The 20900-nt window shown below is 39.6% G+C and carries 19 protein-coding genes; 5 read left to right on the top strand and 14 right to left on the bottom strand.

Going from position 1 to position 20900, the window contains the following annotated elements; translation table 11 throughout:
- Positions 1–3: 3 nt before the first annotated feature.
- The 3 genes from QWZ01_RS00360 to QWZ01_RS00350 all read right to left on the bottom strand — a co-directional run bounded on the left by QWZ01_RS00360 (position 4) and on the right by QWZ01_RS00350 (position 2716).
- Positions 4–702 (bottom strand): hypothetical protein, encoded by a 699-nt coding sequence (locus QWZ01_RS00360; protein WP_290321218.1) that lies wholly within the window; start codon positions 700–702, stop codon positions 4–6.
- Between the two features lie 6 nt (positions 703–708).
- Positions 709–1677: a glycosyltransferase family 2 protein gene (locus tag QWZ01_RS00355; RefSeq protein WP_290321217.1), complete on the bottom strand. Its 969-nt coding sequence runs from the start codon at positions 1675–1677 to the stop codon at positions 709–711.
- Positions 1678–1765: 88 nt separating this feature from the next.
- Positions 1766–2716 carry a glycosyltransferase family 2 protein gene (locus QWZ01_RS00350; protein ID WP_290321216.1) on the bottom strand — a complete coding sequence of 317 codons (951 nt, stop codon included), beginning with the start codon at positions 2714–2716 and terminating at the stop codon, positions 1766–1768.
- Positions 2717–2938: 222 nt separating this feature from the next.
- Here QWZ01_RS00350 and QWZ01_RS00345 point away from each other — a divergent pair, with 222 nt between their 5' ends.
- Positions 2939–5542, top strand: a complete 2604-nt coding sequence (locus tag QWZ01_RS00345; RefSeq protein ID WP_290321215.1) for a M1 family metallopeptidase — start codon at positions 2939–2941, stop codon at positions 5540–5542.
- A 71-nt stretch (positions 5543–5613) separates the two neighbouring features.
- Here QWZ01_RS00345 and QWZ01_RS00340 read toward each other — a convergent pair whose 3' ends face one another.
- The gene (locus QWZ01_RS00340; protein ID WP_290321214.1) at positions 5614–7113 is read right to left on the bottom strand and encodes a malate:quinone oxidoreductase; all 1500 of its coding nucleotides are present in this window, start codon (positions 7111–7113) and stop codon (positions 5614–5616) included.
- Between the two features lie 292 nt (positions 7114–7405).
- Here QWZ01_RS00340 and QWZ01_RS00335 point away from each other — a divergent pair, with 292 nt between their 5' ends.
- The gene (locus tag QWZ01_RS00335) at positions 7406–7891 is read left to right on the top strand and encodes a hypothetical protein (protein ID WP_290321213.1); all 486 of its coding nucleotides are present in this window, start codon (positions 7406–7408) and stop codon (positions 7889–7891) included.
- Between the two features lie 98 nt (positions 7892–7989).
- On the opposite strand, the gene QWZ01_RS00330 is transcribed toward QWZ01_RS00335, so the two are convergent.
- Positions 7990–9384: an arginine decarboxylase gene (locus tag QWZ01_RS00330; protein WP_290321212.1), complete on the bottom strand. Its 1395-nt coding sequence runs from the start codon at positions 9382–9384 to the stop codon at positions 7990–7992.
- Positions 9385–9713: 329 nt separating this feature from the next.
- Between QWZ01_RS00330 and QWZ01_RS00325 the strand changes: the two genes are divergently transcribed.
- Positions 9714–10451 carry a hypothetical protein gene (locus QWZ01_RS00325; protein WP_290321211.1) on the top strand — a complete coding sequence of 246 codons (738 nt, stop codon included), beginning with the start codon at positions 9714–9716 and terminating at the stop codon, positions 10449–10451.
- A gap of 601 nt (positions 10452–11052) precedes the next feature.
- Here QWZ01_RS00325 and ctlX read toward each other — a convergent pair.
- Together ctlX and QWZ01_RS00315 are read right to left on the bottom strand one after the other, a co-directional pair.
- A complete protein-coding gene (gene ctlX, locus QWZ01_RS00320) occupies positions 11053–11979 on the bottom strand; it encodes a citrulline utilization hydrolase CtlX (RefSeq protein WP_290321210.1) in 927 nt (308 codons plus the stop codon).
- A gap of 146 nt (positions 11980–12125) precedes the next feature.
- On the bottom strand, positions 12126–13568 hold the full coding sequence (locus tag QWZ01_RS00315; protein WP_290321209.1) for an arginine deiminase family protein: 1443 nt from the start codon (positions 13566–13568) through the stop codon (positions 12126–12128).
- A gap of 84 nt (positions 13569–13652) precedes the next feature.
- On the opposite strand from QWZ01_RS00315, the gene argS reads away from it, so the two are divergent.
- Positions 13653–15419: an arginine--tRNA ligase gene (gene argS, locus QWZ01_RS00310; protein ID WP_290321208.1), complete on the top strand. Its 1767-nt coding sequence runs from the start codon at positions 13653–13655 to the stop codon at positions 15417–15419.
- Between the two features lie 112 nt (positions 15420–15531).
- Here the strand turns inward: argS and QWZ01_RS00305 are convergent, their stop codons facing one another.
- The 6 genes from QWZ01_RS00305 to QWZ01_RS00280 form a co-directional block, all read right to left on the bottom strand.
- A complete protein-coding gene (locus QWZ01_RS00305; protein WP_290321206.1) occupies positions 15532–15822 on the bottom strand; it encodes a hypothetical protein in 291 nt (96 codons plus the stop codon).
- Between the two features lie 65 nt (positions 15823–15887).
- Positions 15888–16781 carry a 3-hydroxybutyryl-CoA dehydrogenase gene (locus QWZ01_RS00300; RefSeq protein ID WP_290321205.1) on the bottom strand — a complete coding sequence of 298 codons (894 nt, stop codon included), beginning with the start codon at positions 16779–16781 and terminating at the stop codon, positions 15888–15890.
- 166 nt (positions 16782–16947) lie between these two features.
- Positions 16948–17565, bottom strand: coding sequence for a dethiobiotin synthase (gene bioD / locus QWZ01_RS00295; protein ID WP_290321204.1), 618 nt, complete (start codon positions 17563–17565; stop codon positions 16948–16950).
- Positions 17555–18703, bottom strand: coding sequence for an aminotransferase class I/II-fold pyridoxal phosphate-dependent enzyme (locus QWZ01_RS00290; RefSeq protein WP_290321203.1), 1149 nt, complete (start codon positions 18701–18703; stop codon positions 17555–17557). Before QWZ01_RS00290 ends, bioD begins: the two co-directional genes overlap by 11 nt.
- Before the next feature lie 39 nt (positions 18704–18742).
- On the bottom strand, positions 18743–19117 hold the full coding sequence (locus tag QWZ01_RS00285) for a DUF4890 domain-containing protein (RefSeq protein WP_290321202.1): 375 nt from the start codon (positions 19115–19117) through the stop codon (positions 18743–18745).
- A 72-nt stretch (positions 19118–19189) separates the two neighbouring features.
- Positions 19190–19966, bottom strand: coding sequence for an XRE family transcriptional regulator (locus QWZ01_RS00280; RefSeq protein ID WP_290321201.1), 777 nt, complete (start codon positions 19964–19966; stop codon positions 19190–19192).
- An 86-nt stretch (positions 19967–20052) separates the two neighbouring features.
- Between QWZ01_RS00280 and QWZ01_RS00275 the strand changes: the two genes are divergently transcribed.
- Complete coding sequence (locus tag QWZ01_RS00275; protein WP_290321200.1) at positions 20053–20409, top strand: GIY-YIG nuclease family protein; 357 nt, start codon at positions 20053–20055, stop codon at positions 20407–20409.
- On the opposite strand, the gene msrB is transcribed toward QWZ01_RS00275, so the two are convergent.
- On the bottom strand, positions 20399–20875 hold the full coding sequence (gene msrB / locus QWZ01_RS00270; protein WP_290321199.1) for a peptide-methionine (R)-S-oxide reductase MsrB: 477 nt from the start codon (positions 20873–20875) through the stop codon (positions 20399–20401). The genes QWZ01_RS00275 and msrB overlap by 11 nt on opposite strands.
- Positions 20876–20900: the final 25 nt, after the last annotated feature.

Here is a 20900-nt window from a genome sequence, read left to right as displayed (position 1 = left end):
TGGTTAATTAGTTTCGGCGATATCATCGTCAACATCCTGATGGCTGTAAACTAATTTACGATATGCCACCAGCAATATGATATTTACAAAAGGAACCACAAATATCATCCCTATAATAGTGAGTGAGCCTATAGCGATCAGTGCTTCAATTAAAAGGAACAATACAAAGTATTTGAAAAAATTGCCTCTGATAAGCTGAAAACTTTGCGCAACAGACTCAAACGGCCCCGATTCATCATCAACTATAAAACAGGTACAAATTGGAAAATAAAACAGAAAGAAGAACTGAACAATGGCTCCTATCACTATCCCTAAAAACTGCTGGGTGTAACCGGCTTCAAACTTTTCAATTAAGTTGGTGATGATTACCGTGAGCGTGCTTACCAATACCAGTAAGGTTAAATAGCTAATCAACATTTTTATTTTGGGGAGAATGTCGCCAAAATCGAAATCGTAATATTCTTTATCAATAAGCCTGAACACCAGTTTAATGAATCCTAAAAATATAAAGCTTATTTCTACCAGTAAAACAACAAAACCTATGGATGATAATACAGCATCATCAAAAAAGTAAATCAGGAAGCCCGATATCAGAACGATAATGAACGCGATTACGGAATAAACAGAAATTGTGGCGAAATTTTTCTTTAAAATATACCATGCAGTTTTAATGGTTTCCGCAACAGAAAATGGGTGGTACATAGGTTATTATGATCTGTTAAAAATTACTCGCTTCCAAAAATCCTGCATAAATCCTAACCCGTAGGCAATAAGTTGGGTGAAGGCGGCTACAACGCTCAAAAATGCAATTTTTACTGATTTGTTTACTAACCAGGCATGAAAAAATATTAACAAAGTAAATATTGCCAGTATAAAGTTAGCCAAAATTGCTATCTGCCAGCTTAACAAATTGAAGATCAAAGTTAATATTACACCAATGGTAAATACAGCCGGAAAAAAATGAACCAGCTTTAACTGTGCCGGGAAAAATTTATAAATGTTGATACGTGCCCTGCCGAAAAAGTGTAATTGCTTATAGAACTGCGAAAAATTGGTTCGCCTTTTATGAAAAACAATGGCGTTGGGGATCAATCCTATTTTAAAACCTAATGAGTGGATGCGGATGCTGTACTCAATATCCTCGCCCAGGCGGGTAATGATAAAACCGCCCGCTTTTTCCCAAACCTTCCTTGATACACCCATATTAAAACTCCGGGGATGAAACTGGCCAATGGCTTTTTTATTACCCCTGATACCTCCCGTTGTAAAAGGAGAGGTCATGGAGTAGCTGATGGCTTTTTGAGTTGGTGTAAATGAACTGTGCGCACCATCCGGGCCGCCATAAGCATCGAGATAGTTAGTAGCGAGTGAGTTATTTACTATTTCGAGGTAATTGGCGGGAATAAGGCAATCAGAATCAAAAATGATAAAGTAATCACCCTTTGCCCGTTCAAAGCCAAAATTACGGGTAAAGCCCTGGCCCTCATTGGGCTTTTTAAAGTAACGAACGTTAAGATCAGTACTAAAGCTGTTCACAATAGCTTCTGCATCGTTAACTGAGCCATCTTCAATCACCAAAACCTCAAACTGTTTGTAGGTTTGAAGTACAAGGGTCTCCAGCAGTTCTTTAATTTCCTGGGGGCGATTGTATAATGGAATGATGATGGAAAAAAACATGTGCTAAATTAGAATCAAGAGATAAGAACAAGATATAAGTCCAAAAGCAACACTCTTGATTCTTGTATCCTGGTTCTTGTTTCTCAAATTATATAATCTCCTCTACCTGGTAGTTGTTACGTTCGCTTGCGCTCCGAGAAACCAGTTCGGCCACAAAGCCTGTTAAAAATAGTTGCGAACCTAAAATAATGGCTACCAGTGCTATATAAAAAAGTGGATTGGCGGTTATATCCCTGTATTTTTCATTGTGGGCAATTAAATAAAGCTTTTCGGCAATTATCCAAATGGCTATTATGGTTCCGGTAAAAAAGCTTAATGTACCCATGGTGCCAAAAAAGTGCATAGGGCGTTTGCCAAACTTGCCTACAAAAAATATAGAAAGCAGGTCTAAAAATCCATTTACAAAGCGGCTCATGCCAAATTTAGTTTTACCGTATTTGCGGGCGCGGTGTTCAACCACCTGCTCGCCAATCCTGGTGAAACCTGCCCATTTTGCCAATACTGGTATATAACGGTGCATTTCGCCGTAAATCTCAATGTTTTTAACAACGGTCTTTCGGTAGGCTTTTAAACCACAATTAAAATCATGCAGGTTATTAATGCCGCTCATTTTACGGGTTGCCGCGTTAAAAAGCTTGGTAGGTATGGTTTTGCTCAAGGGATCATACCGTTTTGCTTTCCATCCCGAAACCAGGTCATAGTTTTCTTCAACAATGCGACGGTAAAGCTCCGGTATTTCATCAGGGCTATCCTGCAGGTCGGCATCCATGGTAATTACCACGTTGCCATTGGCAGCAGCGAAACCAGTATTTAATGCAGCCGATTTGCCATAATTGCGCCTGAATTTGATGCCTTTAATAAAAGGATTATTTAATTGCAGCTTTCTGATCATTTCAAATGACCCATCTTTACTGCCATCATCAACAAGTATGATCTCGTAGGTAAAACGATGTTCGTCCATTACACGGCTTATCCAGGAGGTTAATTCCGGTAATGATTCTATTTCGTCATAAAGTGGTACTACTACTGATATATCCATTTATTAGGAATGTGATTATTGGCGGTGTTTGATTTGCCTGTAATCATCCGCAAAAATATAAAAAATAGGTAATGATTATAACAGGATAAAACAGAAAGCGCTTTTTGGGGTAAACGTTACCGCAATAATAATATGTTAAAATATGTTATATGAACAATTGTGCTTACCTGCTTAGCTTTAATTTTTAATATATTGGCGTTCAAAATCATCAGGCTATAATTCATGAAGTTTTATAAAATAACGCTTGTTATGCTGTTGTGTGCTTGCATCCGGGTGGCGTATGCACAAAATGCCGATCAGCAAGGCCCCAAATATGATCAGCATAAAGTATTTACTCCCCTTTTTTATCCTGAAAAAGGGAACGAGTTCAGAAACTCTGGCGGTGCTCCCGGGGCAAAATATTGGCAAAACCGCGCAGATTATAAGCTTAATATTAATTTGGATACCGCAAAACACCGGCTTGATGGTTCTGCGTTAATTACCTATACCAATAACAGCCCAGATGCGCTTGGCTTTTTATGGCTACAGGTTGAGCAGAATATTTACCGGGAAGATTCAAGAGCCGAGGCCACCAGTCCTTTATCCGGCGGACGCTTTAATAACCGTAGATATACCAAAGGTGATGAGATAAAGGCAATTTATGTTGTAAAAAACGGCAAAACTGAAAAGGCTGATTATATAGTAACTGACACCCGCTTACAAATAAAACTGAAAGACTCGTTAAAAGCCGGTGGCAGCAAGCTGCAAATTAAAATAGAATATGGTTTTGATATTCCGCAGTATGGTACCGACCGAATGGGGCGCCTCCTTACCAAAAACGGCTGGATATATGAACTGGCGCAATGGTATCCCCGTATGGAGGTATATGATGATGTAAGCGGATGGAACACGCTTCCTTATTTGGGCGCGGGAGAGTTTTACCTCGAATACGGAAATTTTGATTACACAATTACTGCACCTGCCAGCCTTGTTGTGGTAGGCTCGGGCGAGTTGCTTAACCCAAATGATGTTTATTCAGCCACTACTTTAAGTCGATTGGCAGAAGCTCGCAAGAGCGATAAAACGGTTATGATCCGGGACTCTGCAGATATTTTGCGAAAAGAAGATCATGCTAAAAAACAGATGCTAACCTGGCACTTTTTCTGTAAAAACGCACGCGACGTGGCCTGGGCAGCCTCAAAGGCATTTATATGGGATGCGGCCCGCATTAATTTACCCAGCGGTAAAAAGGCGCTTGCCCAATCTGTTTACCCGGTTGAAAGCAAAGGTAGCCAAGCCTGGGGGCGTTCTACAGAGTATGTAAAAGGTGCTATCGAGCTCTATTCTAACCAATGGTTTGAGTACACTTATCCGGTTACAACCAATGTGGCAGGTACCGTAGGAGGGATGGAGTACCCAGGGATAGTTTTTTGCGGATCGGAAAACAGAACCAGCGAATTGTGGGAGGTAACCAATCATGAGTTTGGGCACAACTGGTTCCCGATGATCGTAGGTTCAAATGAGCGCAAATACGCCTGGATGGATGAAGGTTTTAATACTTTTTTAAATGGTGTTGATACCAAGGTGTTTAATAAGGGAGAGTATTATTTAAAACCTGATCAGCAAAAGGCCGCGCCAGGTTTGTTTGGCCAGGATGCCGAACCCATTATGACCATCCCGGATGTATTGCAAGCCGAATTTTTAGGTGTGGCCGCCTATGAAAAACCTGCGTTGGGACTTAACATTTTACGCGAGCAAATATTGGGCGAACAAAGATTTGATTATGCCTTTAAAACATATATTAAGCGCTGGGCATTTAAACATCCTACGCCATGGGACTTTTTTCATACCATGGATAATGCAGCGGGCGAAGACCTGAGCTGGTTTTGGAACGAGTGGTTTTTCACCACCTGGAAACTTGACCAGGGCATAAAAGACATAAGCTATCCCGACGGGGATGCTACCAAGGGTGCACTTATTACTCTGGAGAACCTGGAAGAAATGGCGCTGCCTGTTACCATCCTGATCAAGGAAGAAAATGGAAAAACGGCTACTGTAAAATTACCGGTTGAAGTATGGCAACGCGGCCCCAGCTGGACGTTCCATTATAAATCAACCTCAAAAATTGTTTTGGCAACTATCGATCCTGATCATCAATTACCTGATATCAACCCGGAAAATAACTCGTTCAGTGGTTTGCCTATTCCCGCAGGTATTACAGCTTCCGGAGTTATAAAAAACTACCTTGATGCCATTGGCGGTGCCGAAAAGTTAAAGAATATCAAAGACTTGCAAGTATCATCAACAGGTACCGTGCAGGGTTCGGAAATACAGATGGTAACCCGTTACCGTGTGCCTGATATGTATTACCAGCAAATTACGGTGCCATCATATAATAACATGGTAGTTAACCATATTTTGGTAAATGGCGATAACGTAAATGCCCAACAGCTTAACCGGGAAATACCGCTTGATGATATAGGTAAAAAAGTAGTAAAGGCCCGGAGCAAGCCATTCCCCGAACTTGACTATGAAAAAAATGGTTATACTTTAGTACTTGATTCGGCGCTTAAGATTGTAAATGGCGATCTGGCTTACGAAATTGACGTAAAGCTTGCCGAAGGCGCAACAATAAAGAACTTTTACAGTCAAAAGAGCGGTTTAAAGGTGAAACAAGTTGTAGATGGCCCGGTAATTTCGGCAACTGAGTGGAGTAATTATGAGGGTATAAACGGTGGTATCAGGATTCCGTTCTTTATGAAAACCACTCTTTTGGGGCAGCCCGCAGAGTTTAAGGTTAAGGAAACCGCAGTAAATAGTAATATATCGGCGGTATCTTTTCAGTAAGATCTTATCTAAAATAAAACGGGGCACCATGGTTTAAACCATGGTGCCCCGTTCTGTTAAGTTCTATCCGCTTAGACTAATCCCAATGCCTTACTTGTTCTGGTTCTTGTGGCCTCGCTAAGTGCTTCATCATTGGCCAATGATTGGCCGTATGAAGGTATCATTTGCTTTAATTTTTGTTGCCAATCATCAGTCTTGATGTGGTTTTTGAAGCAACGCTCAATCAAATGTATCATAATAGGCACCGATGTTGACGCACCCGGAGAAGCACCTAACAATGCGGAGATGCTACCATCGGCAGAGGTTACTACTTCGGTACCAAATTCCAGCACACCCCCATGTTTGGCATCCTTTTTAATAACCTGAACACGTTGGCCGGCTATATCCAGATCCCAATCGCTATCCTTAGCGGTAGGCATGTACTCCTGTAATGCCTTTAGCCTGTCTTTAGGCGATTGCAGTACCTGGGTAATAAGATATTTGGTTAAAGACCAGTTGTCGCGCCCTACAGCAAGCAATGGGCCTATATTATTAGCTTTAATAGAGCAAAACAAATCAAGCAGCGAACCCTGTTTCAGGAAGCGGGTAGAAAAGCCTGCATATGGGCCAAAAAGCAGTTCCCTTTTTCCATTGATCATACGAGTATCAAGGTGTGGTACAGACATTGGCGGCGAACCAACTGATGCTTTACCATAAACCTTAGCTTCGTGTTGTTTAATCACATCAGGGTTGTTGCAAACCAGCCATTGGCCGCTTACCGGGAAACCTCCAAAGCCCTTGCTTTCAGGAATGCCTGATTTTTGCAGCAGATGCAAAGCACCGCCGCCCGCGCCAACAAATACAAATTTGGCGGTTAGCTTTCTTTTCTGTCCGCTGGTTTTATCTTTTACAGTTACCAGCCAGCTGCCATCCTGATTGCGCTTAAGGTTGGTCACATCATGGCTCAGATAAAGATTAACGCCCGGTTTTTGTTTAAGCTGACTTAAAAGACTGCTGGTTAAACTGCCAAAGTTTACATCGGTACCAAGGTCCATGAATGTGGCAGAAACTTTTTCCTGTGCATCACGGCCTTCCATTACCAGCGGGATCCACTTTTGCAGCTGTCCATGATCTTCAGAGTATTCCATCCCTTTAAAAAAATGATGTTTGGTAAGTGCCTGCTGACGTTTTTTTAGATAGTTTACATTTTCTGCTCCCCAAACAAAGCTCATGTGCGGCACCTTGCGAATAAAGCTTTGGGGTGATTGGATATATTTTTGCTCGATAAGGTATGTCCAGAACTCTTTTGATATTTCAAATTGTTCGGCAATTTTTATCGCTTTTTTTATTTCAACGGTACCATCCGGAAGTTCGGGAGTATAATTTAGCTCACAAAAGGCAGAGTGCCCGGTACCGGCGTTGTTCATCGGTGCCGAACTTTCGGCGGCAATAACATCAAGTCGTTCAAAAATTTCAATTGTTAAATCGGGTTGAAGCTCTTTTAGCATTACTCCCAAGGTGGCACTCATGATACCCGCACCTATTAAAACCACATCAACCGTTGTTTCTGAAACTTTATCGCTTTTAGCCATCTTAGTATAATACCCGCCGGGTATGTTCAAGTTAAATTATACCAGGTATAACCTGATTTTTGAAAAATTGTTACGATGATCAAGTGCTGCCAGCCCTCTTATTGACAAGCGAAACTTAAATCAGACAATTTTAAGAATTTTTTATAGAAAAAGCGACCTTACCTGTCCGTTAAATGCAATAAAACCATGTTTAAATTAAAATAAGCCTGATTATGTACCGCTTATGTTTATCATGTGTTAACACAAAAATCATGGATTGCTGTATATATTATAAAATGGTATAAAATTTAACATGAGTATATTAAAATGGGGCTTTTGTTTTAGCGTGATGATGCTAACCTTATGGGCCTGCAGCAGGCTTAAATCTCAACCGATAACTGATGAAGGGGCTAAAACAAATTTGGCAGGTAAAACCAATTCTGGCTTACCTGTTAAACCTGCGGTTGCCAGCATGTGTATAAAATGCTTGCTGCAGGTTGTACAAGGCACCAGGAGCTATCACGAAAATACAACAGCTTTTTTACCACAAAATATTACCTATTCGGTTAACAGAATTAAAGCAAACCCGCAGGCAGACTTTAACGATAGTACTAATTTTTATAGTTTGAAGGTAGATGTCAGAGAAAATGAAAATGGAGAAGATAGGAAATTGTGCTCATACGTGTATAACAATCAGGATGGCACAGTACGATTACTGAATATAGAACCCAAACAACCAGGAGAAACATCGAGCATAACACCTGATATGCTTAGAAAAATAAGAAGCAATTGTTATTGATCAAACTCAAAACATGGGATAAAAAAAATAGCGACAGATTATTTAAACCTGTCGCTATGGTAATTATCTTATTGTTAGCTGTTGTTCAGCTTAACAGATTATGTGGTGTAGCCTAATATTTTAAGCACTTGTTTACTGTTCTGCTCTTCGCCAAATACCTCAAAGTTGAATGTTTCGTCGCGGTTACGGCGAATAATTACATGTTTGGGTGAAGGTAGTAAGCAATGGTGTATACCGCCGTATCCACTCAGTACTTCCTGATAGGCACCTGTGTTAAAAAAGCCCAAATATTGTACTTTACGGGTTTTAGGCATAAACACACTATTCATATGGGCTTCCTGGTTGTAATAATCCTGCCCGTCGCAGGTGATACCACCGAGGTTTACACGCTCATATTCTGAATCCCAGTTATTAACCGGCAGCAGGATGTATTTTTGGTTCAACGCCCAAACATCAGGTAAGTTGGTAATGAATGATCCATCAAGCATTAACCATCTTTCACGATCATTTTGTTGCTTACGGCCCAAAACTTTATATAATATACCCGATGCTTCGGCAACGGTATATTTACCAAACTCGGTAATAATATCTGGTTCGATTGTATCGTGCTCTGCGCAAATTTCTTTGATACGGCTCACGATCTCATTGATCATGTATTCGTAATCAAAATCAAAAACCAGCGAGTCTTTGAAAGGCATACCGCCACCAATATCCAATGTATCAAGAGCTGGGTTAACCTTTTTAAATTTGCAGTAAAGCGTTACATATTTTTCAAGCTCGTTCCAGTAATATGGTGTATCAGATATACCAGAGTTGATGAAGAAATGTAACAGCTTTACCTGGAAGTTTGGATTGTCTTCTATCTTGTTATGGTAAAAGTCAATAACATCTTCCATGCGCACGCCCAGGCGTGAGGTATAAAACTGAGAGTCGGGTTGTTCTTCCGCGGCTATACGGATACCCAGGTTACATGGGGTGTCCATCTCAATCTCGTCGTCGTATAGGTTAAACTCTTCCTTATTGTCCAGCACCGGGATGATGTTTTTAAAGCCATCATGCAGCATGTCAATAATATACGTTTTATATTGGAAGGTTTTAAAACCGTTACATATCACTGTAATATCCTTATTAACTGCACCCTTTTTCTCCAGGGCATCAATCATCGGCATATCAAACGCTGATGATGTTTCCAGGTGGATCTCGTTCTTTAGGGCTTCCTCAACAATATGCCTGAAGTGCGAGCTTTTGGTACAATAACAGTATTTGTAACTGCCGCGATAATTATTTTTAATAATAGCCTGCTGAAATAACAGCTTAGCCTGCTGTATTTTCTTGGTTATCATCGGTAAATAAGTGAAGCGTAAGGGGGTACCATACGTTTCAATCATCTCCATCAAATTAAGGTCCTGAAAGTATAGTTCATCGTCGATGATCTCAAAACCATCCTGCGGAAAACCTACGCTTAGATCAAGAAATTCCTGGTAACTCTGCATCCTTTAAAATTTTGGCAAAAATGTAATTTTTAAACGGAATTAAGTGCCAAATGTTGGGATAAAATTTATGGTTTGAATGTAATTTATTTGCGAGTAAGGTTTATGGCTTATTATAAGGATGCTGGTATCAGACTTAAACAGCATTATTTATAATTCCGCTCCGAGTACTTTTAATTGAATCTGGTTGATTATCAATAAATATTAGATGATATGTTTATATATGTTCGAGCTGAAAAAAAGTTGAATATTATATTTTAGCAGCCTTAGGATACACATTCAAAACATGATTTTCAACATGACCTTTATAATTAACAGTTAGTCGTATCTTCATGAAACTAAAAAAATATAATAATATGATAAATGAAATAAATATAAAGGAATTGCTTAATAGCATAGAAAATAGAATGAAAAAGTTAAAAACTTTCGAAAAGGAAGCAGGTGAGGATTTAAACAAAGTCGAATTAGATTCAATAGAGGTAATGAATTTAATTTTAAACCTTAGAATGTGTCTTGATTGGGCTAACAATGATATAATGGAAAAGGTCGATGCAGAAATGTTAAAACACAATACTAAAAGAAAAAAACAAAATGATTATTTTCCATATAAGGAAACTGAAGCTGAATTGGAAAAATCAATCCCACAGATAAAACAATATTTGCCAAATGTTTATGGTATAATATCTTCAATCCAATATTTTGATAATAACCAACATTGGTTAACAAACATTTGCAAGCTAACTAAAAACATTAAGCACAAGACAAAAGAAGAACAAGTAAAGGAAACATCTGTCGCAGAAATAAACTTCGCAAATCATATAAATTTGCCTGTAGGTGGTAATTCTAACATAAAGATATCTGGCAATTATGTAGATGGTGTAAAACAAGAGAATGATGTCATAATTAAAAACGGAAAAGTGGAATCAACTGATAAACTTTTAAGAGTAATTGAGAACGCTGAATTTAAGTTTAAAGAATCCAATATTTTTATTTTGAAGTTATTATATACATCATATGAAGGGATAAAAGAATTTCATCGGGCATTGTATAAAGAACTTAATAAAATCTAAATATTTATCACAACTGATTGGAGTAATTGCAATTTAAAAAGGCTTTACTAAGCTGTTAAAATGAGCAGATTAAACACAGATTAGAAATTGCCTGGATTGGTAGCGAAAAAATATAAGCGTATTTTTTACACATTGGATATGTTTAACTTCTTATTATTGAGGGATAAAGCAATCCTTATCCTAAACTTATTTTAAGTTTAGGTAGAGACCTCCGAGCAGCGATTGCAAGGAGGTCTTAAATTTTTGTCGATCACTAATTTATTATATCAAAAATAAACATTGAAGCATTAAGGATAACTTAGAGTTTATTAGCCCTGACCATTATAGGTTGGGGTTTTTTATTGATTTTTTTTGAGTAGTATACAGAGTATAGCTGCTAATAACAGCAAAAAATGAACTTTATTATAGTTGTTAAAAAAAGTTAAAAAACTAAGCGTATTTTTTTAACTAAAAAAGCATTTAAAACTTATAATTGATGCATGTAAGTAAGTTCTACAACTTACTTATTGTGATAAGGTTTAGGTTAGACCTCCAAGCAGCGAGTGTGAGGAGGTCTTATTTACCTTATTTATAAATTTTAGTTTGTTGAGAGAGGCGAATTTCAATTTAACTCAGGCAAATGTACTTCGGCTATCATGCACCTTGCGCTTCCACCACCATTAGTTTCAATATTGTTGATGTCGGCATAAATCAATTTGCCATATTTTTCTAATACTGATCTTTGATCTTCATTTAAAACCTGGTAGGCATTTTTCGACATGATGATCAGGTTTTCCCCGGCTTTGTTTTTTAATTCGAGCATATTGCCGGCAAAACGGTTCATTTGGTCAAACGTTATGGTAACCAACTCTTTATGCGTTGACCGGAGCGATTCTAAAACCACCACTTTTTCATGCGGATTTGGGATGCTATCCGCACAGATCACGGCAAAGTGGCTACCGATGCACATCAGCACATTGGTATGGTAAATATCTTTGCCCTGTGCATCTGAGGCTTCAAAGCTGATAGGTTGATAACCGGCTTGTTCACAAAAAAGATTCAGCGTTTCCTTATCGGTGCGCGGCGACAGGCAAGCGTAAGCAATTTTATTTTCACGGTCAAGCACCATGCTGCCGGTGCCTTCCAAAAATTTATGGTCGTGCTCAAACCGGCTCAGATCAATGATGTGGCCAACCTTAAAGCTATCTTCCAATTTGCTGATAATGTCTTCCCTGCGCTCCAGGCGGCGGTTTTCTGCCTGCATTGGGTATAAGAAAATACCTCCATCTTCATGGAAGGATACCCAGTTATTAGGGAAAATAGAATCGGGCGTGTGTGGATGTAATGTATCATCAACCACGGTAACATTGATGCCATTGTCCGTTAAAATTTTAACAAAGCCATCAAATTCCGCCAAAGCCTTATCCTGAACAGACTGCTGGTCGGCAGCTCGGTTTTGGAAGGCATTGCTGGCCGCTGTTTGCTCATTAAAGCCGAAACTAACCGGCCTTATCATCAATATATTACTGGTGGATTGTTGATTAGTCATGTATTTTAAATTTTATCTGAACCGGAATTTGTTAAGGTTTTAATTTGTCCGAATTGCGATTTATATGTTTGAGAGATTTTTGGATTTCTTATCCGCCTGAAAATCAAAATCCAGGAAATCTGTTTAATCCTGGTTCAGACAATTTCTCAAATTACCTTATCTCTTAAAAGTGGCATACTCATACAATGAAAACCACCACGGGCACGGGAAAGTTCTGCCGAAGGCATTAAAATTAAAGTATCAGTTAATTTTTGCGGATCAAGTTCACCGGTTTCAAATTTCTCCAGTAGCTCATTCACCCTGATGATGTTAAAACCGTTTTGTTTAAAGGCTTCAACCGTTTTATCGTTACGGTCGTAGCCTAAAACCACGCCCTCTTTAATAGCCAGCAGGTTGCAGGAATCGGTCCATTGCTCACGGGCATCAAAAGGGAAAGTATTGTTACCTGAGTATATGAATTTTGTTTTATTGGGACTCTGCAAATCGTTCTCGCTGATATCAGTCAGCAAATCTTCAATGCAGCTAAAAAGTTTTGGCTTTTGATCTTTTTCAAACTGTACGATCTCGGCCCTGTCCTTTTGTTTTTTATCAGCAAACCATGATATGGGTTCCTGTTCTTCAATTGGGGCTTCAGCAACTGCCAATGAACGTAACAGTACCCAGGTATCGCGTTTTATTTGAGTAAAAACGGTATCAATATGCATGTAATCGCGCTTGTGCGGAATTTTTACAATGGTTACCTTTTTTACCACATTATTCTCAAATAACAGCTTTATAGCCTCGTTGGCACCGCTTATGGAAGTTCGTTCGCTGCAACCGATAATTAAATGCTGAGGGCTCACCATCATAACATCGCCGCCTTCTAATGTGGTTTTTTCCAGGTTATCTTCGCCAGGGCGTAAAAAATGCTGGGCAGTTTCAGGTATCTCCAGTATATTATTACTGTAAGCAGCAAACAGCGGATGATTGAAAAATATATAACGGGCCAGCAAAGTTTCGCGGAAACGGGCTTTTTTAGCCGGTTTATTTAAAAGCATGTGGTTATTTACCGCTATACCTATATCTCTCGAAAATATTAAATTAGGTATGGGCGCAAATATCATCTCTTCGGTGGTTAGTGATCCGGAGATGAATATTTTCGCCAGTTCAACAGGATCTGTATTGGTCAGTTGCTCCTGCAGGCGGTAGTTACAGCTTTCAATGGCGCAAACAGAGGCCACCAGTTTTTCGCGTATATCGTCTTCCTGTAAAATATCGGCCAATAAGGTTTGTATCTCAATTACCTGGTTTGAAGCGTGAAAATCTGCATTGTCTGGCTTAAAAAAAGAACGTTCCGCGTCGTTATCAATTTGTTGCAGTTTGCCTTTTATTTTGGCCGGATCTAAAAAATAAAGCAAAAGTTTTACGTAATAATCATATTCGTTTTTACGCATGGTATCCAGGTGAACAATATCTTCAAATAGCCAGTCCTGGGCTTTTGAAGGTACCACCTTACCCAAACCGCTATCAGGGCTATGGATCAGCAAAGTACGCAGGTTGCCAATTTCAGAAGTTACATCTATTTTAAAATTGCTGTTGGTTAGTATCATAAATTGATATAAACAACAAATCTATTCAGAATAATCAATATTTTATTATAGCGAGGTTATTAGCAATTTATTTAATTTTGCTGAATGGATTTTATTATTGAAGCAGCTGTTAAAGCAATAAAACAACTGTATCAAACAGACGTAGCCCCGGCTACTATAAGTTTACAGGAAACCCGTAAAGAGTTTGAAGGGCAGGTAACTATCGTAACCTTCCCGTTTACCAAATTTTCGCGAAAAGGGCCCGAGCAAACGGGTACCGAAATAGGGGAGTACCTTAAAAATGAATTGAAAGAGATAGCCGCGTTCAACGTGATCAAAGGCTTTCTGAATATATCAATAACTGATGAATACTGGATTGGCCAGTTATACAATCATATTTTAGCTGAGGATTTTGCAGTGGCAAAACCCAATGGGCAAAAGGTTATGGTTGAGTATTCCTCGCCCAATACCAATAAACCCCTGCACCTTGGTCATATCCGCAACAACCTGTTAGGATATTCGGTTGCACAAATATTGGGTGCCGCCGGTTACGAAGTGGTGAAAGCTAACCTGGTTAACGACCGTGGTATACATATATGTAAATCAATGCTGGCCTGGCAAAAATTTGGTAACGGCGAAACGCCGGAATCATCTGGTTTAAAAGGCGATCATCTGGTTGGTAAATATTATGTACTGTTTGATAAAGCTTATAAAACCCAGATCGATGAGTTAAAAGCTGAAGGCCAGAGTGAAGAAGAAGCCAAGAAAAATGCTCCCTTTATAAAAGAAGCGCAGCAAATGCTGCAAAAATGGGAAGCAGGTGATGCAGAGGTGATCAAGCTGTGGAAAACCATGAACGAATGGGTGTACGCTGGCTTTGCTGAAACCTACAAGCAGCTTGGCGTTAGCTTTGATAAATATTACTACGAGTCAAATACCTACCTGTTAGGAAAGGATATTATTGAGGAAGGTTTGCAAAAAGGCGTTTTCTTTAAAAAAGAAGATGGTTCTGTATGGATAGACCTCACAGCCGACGGGCTCGACGAAAAGCTGGTATTGCGTTCAGACGGTACTTCGGTATACATTACCCAGGATTTGGGTACTGCTCAGTTAAAATACAATGAATTCCACATGGATAAATCTATTTATGTGGTAGGTAACGAGCAGGATTACCATTTCAAGGTACTATTCCTGATACTACGTAAGTTAGGTAAAGCCGGTGCCGATGGTTTGTTCCACTTATCGTACGGTATGGTTGATCTACCTTCCGGTAAAATGAAATCACGTGAGGGTACCGTGGTTGATGCTGATGACCTGATGGCCGAGATGAATGCCACTGCCAAAGCGCAAACCGAAGCAATGGGCAAAGTTGATGGCTTTACAGAAGCTGATAAACTGCAATTGTATCATACCATAGGTATGGGTGCCCTTAAGTACTTCCTGCTAAAGGTTGATCCAAAAAAACGCTTGCTATTTGACCCGAATGAATCGGTAGATTTCCAGGGACATACGGGGCCGTTTATTCAATACACTCACGCGCGTATCAAATCGGTGTTGAGTAAGGCCGGTTACCAGCTTAATAACAAAATTGAAGTAACAGAGCTTGCTTCAGTGGAACGTGACCTGATTGTATTGTTAACCCAATTCCCTGATATAATTGGTACGGCTGCTAATGAATACAGCCCGGCTGTTATAGCTAATTACGCCTATGAGCTGGCCAAAACATATAATAAATTCTATCACGAAAAATCAATTTTGCAAGCCGAGGATGAAATATCAAAACAATTCAGGCTGCAACTATCCGCATCATCAGCAAAAGTGATCAGCAAGGCCATGAACCTGCTGGGTATTGATGTGCCTGAAAGGATGTAAAGCCCAAGCCCCCCAGCCCCCTAAAGGGGGGGCTTTGCTGTTTGGGTATTTGCGAATTAAATTATGCACATCAAAAAGCTCCCCCTTTAGGGGGCTGGGGGGCTTGGGCTACCTACCTCCAATAACCTCTGTGCCATGCATAGCCATGCCGAACGGGATGCCAATAACCACGTACATAAACGCGGCCGGGGCGAGGGCGGGCATAGTAGCCATTTACATAAGTATATCTACCGCTACGCCATACCCATTCGCCGGGTACCCAGTAGGCACCGGGATAAGGGGCAGCAGGGCGTACGTATACGGGTTCGGCAGGTCGGTCTGCTACATAATAATCAGCAGCACATGAGGTGAACAAGGTGCCGGTTATGGCTAATAATAATCCTATTTTCGCTATCTTTTTCATCTGTAAATGTTATTTGTATTATATTATTACAGAATTTTTGACAGCATGAATATTAAAAAGTTTAATTATTTACCGGCAAATTTATCGGCAACCACCAATTCCTTGCTACCCGGAGTATACTTGTAAAAGCCACTGCCCGATTTTATGCCTGAGTGACCGGCAGTTACCATATTTACCAATAAAGGGCAAGGAGCATATTTTTGATTTCCGAAGCCATCATATAATACTTTTAAAATAGCCAGGCAAACATCAAGGCCTATAAAATCTGCCAGTTGCAACGGGCCCATAGGGTGGGCCATACCCAATTTCATTACCGTATCTATCTCCTCAACACCCGCAACACCCTCATATAGCGTGTAAATGGCCTCGTTTATCATGGGCATTAAAATACGGTTAGCCACAAAGCCCGGATAGTCATTCACCTCTACAGGATCTTTATCCAAAGTTTTTGACAATTGCATAATGGTAGCAGTGGTTTCATCAGTAGTAGCATATCCCCTGATTACTTCTACCAGTTTCATTACCGGTACGGGATTCATGAAATGCATTCCAATCACATTGCCCGGGTTTTTAGTGACAGCAGCAATTTGTGTAATGGATATAGATGAGGTGTTGGAGGCAAGAATAACATCCGCGCTGCAAATATCGCTCAGTTGTTTAAAAAGGTTCAGTTTAATTTCCCGGTTTTCGGTAGCCGCTTCTATTACAAGGTCGGCTTTTGCGGCTCCTTGTTTTAAATCGGTAAATGTTTCAATACGTAGCAAGGTATGGGCCTTTAACTGTTCATCAATGCTGCCCTTTTTTAACTGGCGATCAAGGTTACTGGTAATGGTTTGAATGGCTTTGTTTAAAGCATCGCCATTGATATCAACCAACGAAACATGGAAACCATGCTGGGCAAAAGTATGTGCAATACCATTTCCCATGGTACCTGAACCAATTACAGTTATATTTTTCATGACAACGGAAGGTGTATAAATATTAAAATCAGTAAAGCGAAAGTGGGATTAATTATTTATTTCACAAAATATTCAATCCGCACAAATCAGACGATGCGCTTACGATGATTTTTAAAAGAGCGACTAAATAATATTTTTACCCGGATTTCCGTTCCCTTTTTTAATGTTATAAAGCGAGAAAATTTCCGGCTTCAATTATTGCTTTCTTGCTTACGTTGTCATACACGGGGATATGCCCAATCTCGTTAAGACCTGAATAATTAAGGATATACGTTTTTGAATAAATATCCTTATCACCATTAAATATAATACCCATTACCGGAATATTATAGCTTTTGAGGGCATGCAGTGATAATAGCGTGTGATTAATACTGCCCAGATAATTTTGCGATACCAGCAAAACCTTGGCATTTAGTTTTTTGATCACATCAACCATTAAGGTGTTATCATTTAAGGGCACCATTAAACCTCCGGCACCTTCAATTACTAATTGATTATCGGTTTCGGGCAGAACGATGTTTTGAATGTCAATCACTACCTTATCCATTGCTGCCGCTTTGTGCGGAGAGTAAGGCTGTGTTAAGCGATATGCTTCTGGATGAAAGCGTGAAATATTATTGGAAACCAGGCTTTTTACTTTGATGGTGTCGCTGGTATCCAAATCTCCGGCTTGTACGGGTTTCCAGTAATCGGCCTTTAATTTTTCTGTTACTATGGCCGAAATTACTGTTTTGCCAATCCCGGTGCCAATGCCGGTAATAAATATGGGCTGTTTAGCTGGCATTTATAAACGTGTTAATTGTTGCAGTAAGTTTAATTATATCGTTGATTGTATTATATGCATGCAGGCATATGCGTATTCTTTCTGTTTCTGATGCAACAGTGGGACTAAGTATAGCCCTTACATCTAACCCTGCACTTTGCAAAATGTTTGCCATTTTACGTGCTCGCTCGTTGCTTTTTAGTATAATACATTGAATAGCGCTATCGCTCTTAGGTAAAGGAAAGATACTATTAGTATTTAAGTGCTCTTTAAACAATTGAATATTTTGTTTAAGATGAGTAATTTGTTCCCCAGCGTTGGTCAATAATTCATACGCCATTTTTATAGCCGCCAGCTGATGGAAAGACGGTGCTGTGGTGTAAATAAAAGATCGCGCAAAATTAATGAGGTATTCCCTTAATAAATTACTGCCCAACACAATGGCTCCATGGCATCCCAGGGCTTTACCAAAAGTAACTACAGCAGCAAAAACACGGTTTTGTAAGCCCAGTTCTCCAATTAAACCTGTAGGATAAAGACCTACTGCATGTGCTTCATCAACTATTAAATGAGCGCCGTATTTTTCAGTAACCGTTAATAAGTCGGCCAGGGGAGGTGTATCACCATCCATGGAATAAACGCTTTCAATAACTACGTAGCAATTGCCTTTAGCGTGTTTTAGCTTATCTTCCAGGCTATCAGGATCGTTGTGCTTAAAGGTATACCGGTTGGCATAACTTAAGCGTGCTCCATCAATTATCGAGGCGTGTATAAGCTCGTCGAGTATAATGGTATCACCGCGCTGGGCCAACGATGAAAGTAAACCCAGATTAGCATCATAACCCGAATTAAATAGTAAACCGGCCTCATATTGGTGGTGAGCGGCAATATCTTTTTCGAGGCTTTCGGCATAGCTTAAATTACCTGACAAAAGTCGTGAACCTGTTGAACCGTTAAGGTATGATGCATGATGCTGTAATTCGGTTTCAACTTTGTATTTTAAGTTTGCGGAGTGTGCAAAGCCGAGATAATCATTAGAGCAAAAGTCAATAAGGCTGTTTTCTGGCTTTAAAGATCTGTATGCACCGGATGAGCGTCTTTCGTTGAGTTTGTCTTGAATATATATATCAGCAGATGCCACTAAAAATAATTTCTGCAAAAATAAAAAAAGCGGCGCTAAGCCGCTTCTTATTATCAATTAATTTTGTGAGCCGCCTCCGCCGCCACCTTGTCTCATTCTGTCTGCAATTTCCTGTTGCAACTTGTCAAAAGCAGTAACTTGTTCTGGTGTTAAAAGGGCTTTAACTTTCTCGTTGGTTGCTTTTCTCATTGGCATCATAGCCTGGCGCATAGCATCCCTGTCGCCATTGGCAGCAGTTCTTACACTATCCATCTTAGTTGCCTGATCTTTATATATGGCAGTGATTTTGGTAGTCTGGTCATCAGATAGCTTAAGCTGTGTCTGTAATCCTTTGGCCATCTCTTCAGGGCTTCTTCTCATACGGCCACCTTGTGCATGGCTTGCTGCTGAAATCCCTATCAGGAAACAGCACATCAACAAAATTTTTTTCATAGCTTTTTAAATTTATTTACGTTTTATGTATGATAAAGATATACCGTAAAGGTTTAAATAAGCCGATGTAACTTAATTGTTGCCTTGCTGTAAGTTTGATATAGAACGCTGCATTTGAGCCATCATACTGGTAAGGCTTTCCATGGTTGGCTCGGGTGTTGGCTGTGGTAATTGGGTTGATATGTAGCCTTTGGCTTTCCATATTTCCAGAACATCCTCACCGTTTATTTCATAAGGTTCATATACCGGATTATCAGATATGAGTTTGAGTTTTTTGTTTTCCTTAAACTTGTTACCAATGCGTTTATATACTACACCGTCATTTTTTGAAATCACCACATAGGTCTCACCACTTTTAATATCGGCCCAGTTTTCAAGATATTCACCTATAATAATATCACCAGATATGATAGGTAGCATAGAGTCGCCTTTTATTTCAAATGCTCTGAAAGTACCCTGTTTAAACATTGGTAAATAAAACTTGGGCAGTTGCGATACATATTCAGGATCGGCATAGCCATTTAAATAGCCGGCGCTTGCTTTAAGGGGTACCATTTCAATATTTTCATTGTCTTCCTTATCCACAGAAATACTAAGTATACGAAGGTTGGCCGGATTGCCTTTTGGTTTAGGTGCCCATTTTTCATTAATAGTTTCATTGATGAAATCATCAACGGTAATGTCAAAAAACAATGCTAATGTTTTTAGTAGTTCGTATTTTGGTTCGGCACGTTCTTCTTCGTATGCTCCTACTAATGAGCGTTTTATACCTAATTGATCGGCAAATTGTTGCTGGGTTAAACTCTTCTTTTTGCGGAGGAACTTAATATTTTGTGAAATTATTGACATAAAATTTGCATTTGCTAAAATTATTAGTAATTTTATGCTCATAAAGTTAGTAATAAATATTTGTTCACCAAAATTTTTATCATAAAATGAAGCGTTTTATATATATCATCACCGACAGGAACAGAAAAAACTTACACGTAGGTCTATGTGCCGACCTTGTTAAAACGCTGCAGTTTTATAGCGATATGCCTACCTTGTTTTTTGATAGTGCACAGCAGCTTAACCGCTTAGTATATTTTGAGGAGATCAATACAGAAGAGCAGGCAATGGAACGCTTTAAAGAGGTAAGTACTTATACCCGGCCGCAAAAAGAAAAAATGATCAGACCTGTTAATCCTGACTGGATAGATCTGACCATTGGGTTGAAGTTTGAGAACGGGCTGCGTGTAAGGCCGCAATTGCGCCCGTCTGTAAGTACAAACAGGCGTGCCGTTACTTTTTAATAAACTTTAAGGCACCAGAATTCATGCAGTACCTTTTGCCGCCACGATCGGCAGGGCCATCGTCAAAAACATGACCCAGGTGCAGGCCAGTACTTTTTTCAATGACTTCGTCGCGGCTCATGCCAAAACTGTTATCATGTACTATGGAAATTTTTTTAGCATCAACGGCTTTTACAAAGCTTGGCCAGCCTGTGCCGCTATCAAATTTATCATCGGAGCTGAACAGTACTTCGCCTGTTGCAGCACTTACATAAACACCTTTTTGGTGGTTATTCCAATACTCATTTTTGTAAGGCGGTTCGGTTCCGCTTTCAACCATGATATGGTATTGGTTATCGGTTAATGTTTTCTTCCATTCGGCAGCTGGTTTGCTTAGCTTTCTGCTGGCATTTTGGCCATCGCTGTTTTGGCAGCCGAAGGATGTTAAAATGCATAATATTAATACTGTTAAAACTGATCTTTTCATTTTACTGTGATTTAAATGGCAAATA

The organism is Mucilaginibacter aquaedulcis (assembly GCF_030409325.1).
Classification (GTDB): domain Bacteria; phylum Bacteroidota; class Bacteroidia; order Sphingobacteriales; family Sphingobacteriaceae; genus Mucilaginibacter; species Mucilaginibacter aquaedulcis.
The sequence above is the reverse complement of the archived record's forward strand: the minus strand, read 5'-3'. Positions and strand labels throughout refer to the sequence as shown.